Raw genomic sequence first — 7,227 nt, forward strand, 5'->3', positions numbered from 1 at the left:
CCCAGCACGACCAGCACGAACAGCAGCGAGGTCGTGTAGAAGGTCGCCACCAGCGCGCCCAGCTTGACCAGGGCTTCCAGCCCGTACTTGCCGATGGTGAAGCCCATGGCGCCGAAGGCGCCGATCGGGGCGAGTTTGACCACGACCTGAATGATCGAGAAGAACACCTTGGAGACGTCCTCCAAGGTCGTGGCGACCTTGTCGCCGAACGGCCCGAGGCGCGAGCAGGCGAACCCGGTCAGGATCGCGATCACCAGCACCTGCAGCAGGTTTCCCTGGGCGAAGGCGCCGAAGAAGGCGTCGGGGATCAAGGAGAGCACGTATTCAGGCAGGCTCTGGCCATGGGCCGCCTTGTCCACATATCCCGCGGCGATCGAGGGATCGAGGGTGGCGGGGTCGATGTTGAAGCCCGCGCCCGGCTTGACCAGATTGCCGACCACCAGGCCCAAAACCAGGGCGAAGGTGGAGACCACCTCGAAATAGATCAGGGTCTTGGCGCCCAGCCGGCCGAAGGCCTTCATGTCGCTCATCCGGGCGATGCCGGAGACGATGGTGCAGAAGATCACCGGCGCCACGGCCATCTTGATCAACTTGATGAAGCCGTCGCCCAGCGGCTTCAGCGCCACGCCCACGTCGGGCCAAAGGGCGCCGACCGCGACGCCCAGCGCGATGCCGATCAGCACCTGGACATAAAGCAGCCGGAAGTAACGCAAGACCGCCAATGGACCGTTCCCCCCGCGCCGCCCATCGTGGCCGCGCGCCGCGGAAGATAGGCCGATCGCGCGCGGCTTGGCGAGACCGGGGATGCGGCAATACGCGCAGGCTGACTTAAGGGCGCCTAAACCGTTGTCCTGTAGTCAAGCTTCGTGACCCACGACCTCGACTACCACGAGCGCCGAGCCCACCCCCGCGTCGCGGCGAACCTGCGTGCGCGCGCCTTCTATGGGCCCGACCACGGTCTGTGGGCCGATTGCAACATCGTCGACCTCAGCCAGGGCGGATCGCGGCTGAAGATCGGCCAAATCTATCCGTTGCCCGGGCGCTTCATGCTGCTGCAGCTGGAGGCGGGCCTGGTCTATGAGGCGCGACTGCGCTGGCGTCGGGGCGACCTGACCGGCGTGGCCTTCGACGGCCGCCACGACATCGCGACGTCAGCGGCCGAGGGTCTCACCCAGATCCGCCAGACCTGGGACGCGCTGAAGAGCGCGAAATAGGGCGGAGCGGCCTCAGGCCGAGGCCAGCGCGGCCCAGATCGCCCGCAGGGCCCGGAATTCCTCGTCGACCGGACCGCGGAGGTCGTGCCGGCCCTCGAACTTGACGCCCAGCGTGTCGCCGCGCCGCCAGCTCACGCGGGCGTCGAAGGCCGCCCCCTCGCTGACTTGCAACAGGGCGAAGGCGGGCGGCAGCGGCTGATCGCCCGGAACACGCAGCATGGCGCCATGGATGGTGAGGTTGCGGATGCCGCAATCGATCGAAATCACGTGCTTGGGGCCGTAGCAGATCCGGCCACGCAAAAACGTGCGCTGTCTGATCAGCGCCCTGCGCTCGGCTCGGACAAAGGGGTCGGCCATGACATCCAACCTAACGGCGATTGTTTTCCGCCGCGTAAAGGGTCGCCGCCAGCGGGGCCGCCGCCCTGGCCTGGTCTAACCGCCGCTCGCCTTCTTGCTCAACAACCAGACCGCCAGCGCGCTGAAACCGCCAGACATGATCGCGATCGCAAGAGCGAGCATCCATCCCGGGACGAGTGGCTTGTTGCCCTGCACTGTGAAGCTCCCGAAAAGCGTCCGTTTGACGCCTATCCATCGCCTGCGTCGCGTCGGCGCGCAATCGGGAGTTTCACGGGGAGCGCCAAATCGAACGAGGGGCCGTCCGCTTGGCGCCGGGCGGCGAACGTGGCATCGGTCTGGCGGCGGCCTCCAGGCCCCGATGATTGGCAAGGCCCGGTAGCTCAGCCGGACAGAGCAGCGCTTTCCTAAAGCGAAGGTCGGGGGTTCGAGTCCCTCCCGGGCCGCCATGCAAACTGTTGCAAGACGCGCCATTGCGACATCCGGCAGCCGCGGACTGGCGCGCGCGGCGACTGAGAAAACGGTTCAGCCAGCGTTCACACGGCGGCGACGATTAACTGTCATGCGCCGAACTTACAGGCTGGCATGGAACGAGATTTCAGACCTTCCGGGCGGCTTCCGCCGGAGGTGGAGGCAAAATTGGAAACGCACGCTGCCCTGTCACCGCCATCTGAGTCGGATGGTTCGCAACTTGCCTGTCGTTATGCGGAAGAAGGCGGGCGTCCCAATTTGACCCGTCTTTCGACTGGAACTCTGAACGCAGCACCGAATAGAGCCATGCGCGACGACATTGATCTTCATCTGGCCAAGCGAGTCTTCCACCGTCGGCGGGAGTTGAATCTGACCCAACGTCAGTTGGGACAACTTTGCGGCGTGACGTTCCAACAGGTTCAGAAGTACGAATGCGGCGCGAACCGGATCTCGGCGTCGATGATCTGGCGACTGGCCGACGCCCTGGATGTCGGGGTTCACTATTTCTACGACGGGCTTGAGAAACAACACCTCAACGGCGCCGGCGTCGAAGTCGTCAAACAGGTAGATGCGAAGACCTCGCAGCGTTTGGCGCGCGCGCGAGAAGCCAGTTCCGGCTGACCCAAGAAACATGTTCGCTGAACACGCTCGTCTGTGGTTGAGGTTGAGGCGCTGAGCGCGCTTTTCAAAGTTGAAATATGAGCCTTAACTTCCTCGAATCCTAAGCGATCCCAGGCGCGCTTGCTCGGCCTTCGGACGTTTCGGGTGAGGAGACGACGATGACCGTGGAGCATTCGAACAAGACCCCCGATCCGATGGACGTGGCGCTTGGCGCGGCGGTCCGGATACGTCGGCGGACGATTGGAATGTCGCAGGAAGCGTTGGCCGAACAGTGCGGCGTCAGTTTCCAACAGATCCAGAAGTACGAAAACGGCGCCAACCGCATCTCGTTCTCCCGCCTGGTGCAGATCGCCCGCGCGCTGCGCTGCCGAGTCGTGGATCTGATGGACGTCCTCGACACCTCGGGCGTCGAGATCGGCGGCGACATCGATCTGCTGAGCCGGATCCGCACGCCTGGGGCTCTTGAGTTGCTGACCGCGTTCGAGCGCCTGCCGCAGGAGGCCCGCGCCTCGCTGGTCAACCTGCTGCGGACCCTGACCGAGACCGACGCCAGCGGCGCGCGCGCGCGTCAGCGGGAACTAGCCTAGGCGGCCTGCTCGGGCGCCATGGCGTCGGCGAGCCGGGCGATCTCGGCCAGCAGGGCGGCCGGCGAAATGGGCTTGGCCACATAGCCGTCCATCCCCGCGCGCCGATAGCTATCGATCTGATCGGGCAAGACATTGGCCGTGGTCGCGACGATCGGGGTCTCGCCGGCCTGGCCCGGCAGGGAGCGGATGCGCAGCGCGGCCTCCACTCCGTCCATCACCGGCATCTGGATGTCCATGAAGATGAGGTCGTAGGCGCTGGCCGCCGCCTGTTCGACGCCCTCGGCGCCGTCGCGAGCGATCTCGACCTCGGCGCCCAGCTCCGTCAGTATCCGCAGCGCCACCATACGGTTGGTGGGATTGTCCTCGACCACAAGAATGCGCAGACCGGTCAAGCAACGGCTGGCGCTGATCGGCGCCGGCGCGGCGCATGCCGGCGCGGCGATCTCGATCCAGAAGGTGGAACCCAAGCCCTCGACACTGTTGAAGCCGATCCCGCCACCCATGCGCTCGGCCAGCGCCTTGGTCACGGCGAGCCCCAGCCCCGATCCGCCGAAACGTCGGGTGGTCGAGCCGTCCGCCTGCTGGAAGCGATCCAGGAGGCTCGCCTGAGCGTCCAGCGGGATACCGACGCCCGTGTCGGAGACCTCGATCCGCAGCCGCTGGGCCGCGCCGCTGCCCGAGGTCGCGAGCTTGATCCGCACCCCACCCTTCAGCGTGAACTTCACCGCATTGCCGGCGAGGTTGAACAGCATCTGGCGCAACCGCCCTGGGTCAAGCGAGGCCCAGCCAAGGGTTTCGGGAGCTTCGATGGAGAGGGACAGGCCCCGCGCGTCGGCCTCGGCGCGCAGCATTCCGATCACCACGTCACCTTCGCGCGACAGGTCCAACGGTTCAGGCGCCAGTTCCAGACCGCCGCCCTCGATCCGGGAGAAGTCGATGATATCGCCCAGCAACTGGGCCAGGGTCGATCCACAGGCCAGGGCCTCGTCCACCAGTACCTGGGCGGCGTCCGAGAGATTTTCGTTCTTGAGGATATGCAGCACGCCCATCACCCCGTTCATCGGCGTGCGGATCTCGTGGCTGATATTGGCCAGGAACTCGGTCTTGGCCTGGACGGCGCCTAGTGCGGCGTCACGCGCGTCGGCCAGTTCGGTGACGTCCTGGGTGATCCCGAGCACATCCCATTCGCCGGACGGCAGCGGCCGGACGCCGCGCCAGGCGGTGCGGAACCTGCGCCACTCGCCGGTCTCGGCCTGGTGGCGATAGACGACGATGTCGGCCTGGCCGGTGCGGCGCACCTTGGCCCAAAGCTCATCGAGAAGGCCGCGGTCGTCGGCGTGGATCTGAGCCTTGAAGACCGCTTCACCCACACGCTGGAGGCCTGCGCCCGCGCGCCCGGTGACCAGAGGGTTGAGATCGTATTCGCAGGCGTCGGCGTCAAAGCGCCAGACATAGACCCCCGCCGACTCGCCCAGCAGTTCGGCCACGCGACCCAGCTTGTCGTTGCTCTCAGCGGCCTGGCGTTCGGCCGATATGTCCTGGATGACCAGCAGGGCGCGGCCGTCGCCGGCCCGCTTGGCCCGCGTGCGGACCCAGAGCCAGTCGCCGTTCGCGGCGGGTATCCGATGATCGAAGATCGCCGCGCCGCCCTGCTTGAGCTGGGCGACGTGGGCCTGGATCAGCTCGGTGTCGTCGGGATGGTGGAGCTCGGCGTACGGACGCCCCAGGGTCTGCTCCAGCGACCAGCCGGACAGGGAAAGCCAGGCTGGATTGGCGGATGCGACCACGCCGTGGCTGACCACGACGAAGGCGTCGAGCGCGTTCTCGAAGAACCAGCCGGCGGCTTCGCCGTCCGTGGCCTCAACTTCCATGGCGCCCCGTCCCTTGGGCGGGTTCGCTTCTCGATCCCGCGCAGCCATCACGCCGGAAAGCGGTAAACAGAGCCTTGCCATGTGCCGCGCCGCAGCCTCGCAAGGCAGCGCCACAATGTCGCATGTTCGACGCTCAAACGCAGAGCGGACGCCCGCACCCGAAGGCGCGAGCGTCCGCCCGACGTCTCAAAATCTAGGGGCGGATCTCAGACTTGCTTGAGGTCCACCGCGGCGTTCTTGCCGCGCTCTTCCTTTTCCTCGTAGCTGACCTTCTCGCCTTCATTCAGGCCCCGAAGGCCCGCCTTCTCGACCGCGGAGATGTGGACAAACACGTCCTTGCCGCCGTCGTCAGGTTGGATGAAGCCGAAGCCCTTGGTGGCGTTGAACCACTTGACCGTGCCGGTGGCCATGTTCGTCTCGTCTCCCTGACTCAAAGTGTCCCGCACGGGCTCGCGACGAGGATCGCCGGGGGCCCGGTCTCCATCTCAGTCGTCTGGGAAGCGGCTTGTTCGGTCCGCGCGGATGCGAGGGGAGAAGAACGTCAGCAGGCCCAAAGCGCCGATTGGGCCGAAGTCTGGCCACGGGCCAGGACATCGGTCAACCGCGACGCCTGTTCAACTTTCCGCCAGCACCTTGTCGATCAGGGCCTTGGCGTCCTTGCCCGACCAGTCGGCGTCGCCCGCCAGGCGGCCGCGCTCCACCCCGTCGGCGCCATAGATCACCGTCGTCGGCATGCCCACGGCGGCGGGCTTGAAGGCGAACGGCAGGGCCATCTTGGGGTCGTGATAGAACTTCAACGGCGCATGCTTGGCGATGAAACCGCGGGCCTTGGCCTCGTCGTCGGGCCGGTCGACGCTGATCGCCAGCACCTCCACGTCCTTGCCCTCGTAGCTCTTGGCCAGCTTGGCCAGGGTCGGCATCTCGATGACGCAGGGTGCGCACCAGGTGGCCCACATGTTCACCACCACGACCTTTCCGCGGAAGTCGGCAAGACGCTTGGTCTGACCCTCGGCGTCCAGGAAGCCGGCGGCCGGCGGCGGGGCGGCTTCGAGCGGCAGCGCGAACTTCGCCATCTCGCCTTTCGCGAGGCTCTTCAGGTTCGATTGCCCCTGGGGGTTTATGGAAGCCTGACCGATGATGTAGAGAACCGCGGCGACGCCGAGAACGGCGACGCCCCCCAGCACCCATCGCAGCGGGATCTTGGGGCCGCCGGAGCCACCCTCATCCGAACGCTCGCTCATATGACCGATAACTCCTCGTCTGCCTCGAACAAGACCACACAGGGACAAGCCCAAGCTGGGCAGGCCATGTGGGGCGGACGATTTACGTCCAAACCGGCCGAACTGATGCAGGCGATCAACGTCTCCATCGGCTTCGACAAGCGCCTGGCCGCCCAGGACCTGGCCGGCTCACGGGCGCACGCGGCGATGTTGCGCAAGCAAGGCGTGATTTCAAGCGAGGACGAGGCCGCGATCCAAGGCGGCCTCCAGGCCATCGAGGCCGAGATGGCCGCCGGGACCTTCCCGTTCCGCGACGAGTACGAAGACATCCACATGAATGTGGAGGCCCGGCTGCGCGAGTTGATCGGTCCCGCCGCGGGCCGGTTGCACACCGCCCGCTCACGCAACGACCAGGTGGCGCTGGACTTCCGCCTGTGGGTCCGCGAGGCCTGCGACCGCACGATCACGCAGATCGGCGACCTGCAACGCGCCCTGCTGGCCAAGGCCGAGCCGCATGCGGCGACCCTGATGCCGGGCTTCACCCACCTGCAGAGCGCGCAGCCCGTCACCTGGGGCCACCACCTGCTGGCCTACGTGGAGATGCTGCAGCGCGACCGCGGCCGCTTCGCCGACGCGCGGGCCCGCATGAACGAGTGCCCCCTCGGAGCGGCCGCCCTGGCCGGGACCTCGTTCCCCATCGACCGCGAGGCGACCGCGCGGGCGCTGGGCTTCGACCGGCCGATGGCCAACTCGATCGACGCCGTGTCGGACCGCGACTTCGCGCTCGAGTTCCTGTCGGCCGCGAGCATCTGCGCCGTCCACCTGTCGCGGCTCGCCGAGGAGCTGGTGATCTGGTCCACGGCGCAGTTCCGCTTCGTGCGGCTCTCGG

Annotated in this window: 9 protein-coding genes and 1 tRNA gene; 5 read left to right on the forward strand and 5 right to left on the reverse strand. The window is 66.7% G+C overall.

Annotation, left to right across the window (positions count from 1 at the left end; translation table 11 throughout):
- A partial coding sequence (locus RMO04_RS12460; RefSeq protein WP_405041496.1) for a cation:dicarboxylate symporter family transporter occupies positions 1-698 on the reverse strand: 698 nt, incomplete at its 3' end.
- Positions 699-866: 168 nt separating this feature from the next.
- Here RMO04_RS12460 and RMO04_RS12465 point away from each other — a divergent pair.
- Positions 867-1,214 (forward strand): PilZ domain-containing protein, encoded by a 348-nt coding sequence (locus RMO04_RS12465; protein WP_309645105.1) that lies wholly within the window; start codon positions 867-869, stop codon positions 1,212-1,214.
- Between the two features lie 12 nt (positions 1,215-1,226).
- Here the strand turns inward: RMO04_RS12465 and RMO04_RS12470 are convergent, their stop codons facing one another.
- Positions 1,227-1,571, reverse strand: coding sequence for a PilZ domain-containing protein (locus RMO04_RS12470; RefSeq protein ID WP_309645106.1), 345 nt, complete (start codon positions 1,569-1,571; stop codon positions 1,227-1,229).
- 369 nt (positions 1,572-1,940) lie between these two features.
- On the opposite strand from RMO04_RS12470, the gene RMO04_RS12475 reads away from it, so the two are divergent.
- The 3 genes from RMO04_RS12475 to RMO04_RS12485 all read left to right on the forward strand — a co-directional run bounded on the left by RMO04_RS12475 (position 1,941) and on the right by RMO04_RS12485 (position 3,247).
- Positions 1,941-2,017: transfer RNA gene (locus RMO04_RS12475), tRNA-Arg, on the forward strand.
- 328 nt (positions 2,018-2,345) lie between these two features.
- Positions 2,346-2,660 carry a helix-turn-helix transcriptional regulator gene (locus tag RMO04_RS12480; RefSeq protein ID WP_309645107.1) on the forward strand — a complete coding sequence of 105 codons (315 nt, stop codon included), beginning with the start codon at positions 2,346-2,348 and terminating at the stop codon, positions 2,658-2,660.
- 158 nt (positions 2,661-2,818) lie between these two features.
- Positions 2,819-3,247 (forward strand): helix-turn-helix transcriptional regulator, encoded by a 429-nt coding sequence (locus RMO04_RS12485; protein WP_309645108.1) that lies wholly within the window; start codon positions 2,819-2,821, stop codon positions 3,245-3,247.
- Here RMO04_RS12485 and RMO04_RS12490 read toward each other — a convergent pair.
- The 3 genes from RMO04_RS12490 to RMO04_RS12500 all read right to left on the reverse strand — a co-directional run bounded on the left by RMO04_RS12490 (position 3,244) and on the right by RMO04_RS12500 (position 6,359).
- Positions 3,244-5,118, reverse strand: a complete 1,875-nt coding sequence (locus RMO04_RS12490; protein WP_309645109.1) for an ATP-binding protein — start codon at positions 5,116-5,118, stop codon at positions 3,244-3,246. The two genes, RMO04_RS12485 and RMO04_RS12490, sit on opposite strands and share 4 nt — an antisense overlap.
- Positions 5,119-5,324: 206 nt before the next feature.
- Positions 5,325-5,528, reverse strand: coding sequence for a cold-shock protein (locus RMO04_RS12495; RefSeq protein WP_305584238.1), 204 nt, complete (start codon positions 5,526-5,528; stop codon positions 5,325-5,327).
- A gap of 204 nt (positions 5,529-5,732) precedes the next feature.
- Positions 5,733-6,359 carry a TlpA disulfide reductase family protein gene (locus RMO04_RS12500; protein ID WP_309645110.1) on the reverse strand — a complete coding sequence of 209 codons (627 nt, stop codon included), beginning with the start codon at positions 6,357-6,359 and terminating at the stop codon, positions 5,733-5,735.
- On the opposite strand from RMO04_RS12500, the gene argH reads away from it, so the two are divergent.
- Positions 6,360-7,227: argininosuccinate lyase (gene argH / locus RMO04_RS12505; protein WP_309645111.1), on the forward strand; the 868-nt coding region annotated here is incomplete at its 3' end.

Source organism: Phenylobacterium sp., assembly GCF_031412415.1.
GTDB lineage: Bacteria > Pseudomonadota > Alphaproteobacteria > Caulobacterales > Caulobacteraceae > Phenylobacterium.

What these genes read in the sequence shown, in the direction of transcription:
- RMO04_RS12480 (WP_309645107.1), top strand. Translation starts at nt 2,346, where the DNA reads ATGCGCGACGACATTGATCTTCATCTGGCCAAGCGAGTCTTCCACCGT.
- RMO04_RS12500 (WP_309645110.1), bottom strand. Translation starts at nt 6,359, where the DNA reads ATGAGCGAGCGTTCGGATGAGGGTGGCTCCGGCGGCCCCAAGATCCCG.
- RMO04_RS12490 (WP_309645109.1), bottom strand. Translation starts at nt 5,118, where the DNA reads ATGGAAGTTGAGGCCACGGACGGCGAAGCCGCCGGCTGGTTCTTCGAG.
- RMO04_RS12495 (WP_305584238.1), bottom strand. Translation starts at nt 5,528, where the DNA reads ATGGCCACCGGCACGGTCAAGTGGTTCAACGCCACCAAGGGCTTCGGC.
- RMO04_RS12485 (WP_309645108.1), top strand. Translation starts at nt 2,819, where the DNA reads ATGACCGTGGAGCATTCGAACAAGACCCCCGATCCGATGGACGTGGCG.
- RMO04_RS12470 (WP_309645106.1), bottom strand. Translation starts at nt 1,571, where the DNA reads ATGGCCGACCCCTTTGTCCGAGCCGAGCGCAGGGCGCTGATCAGACAG.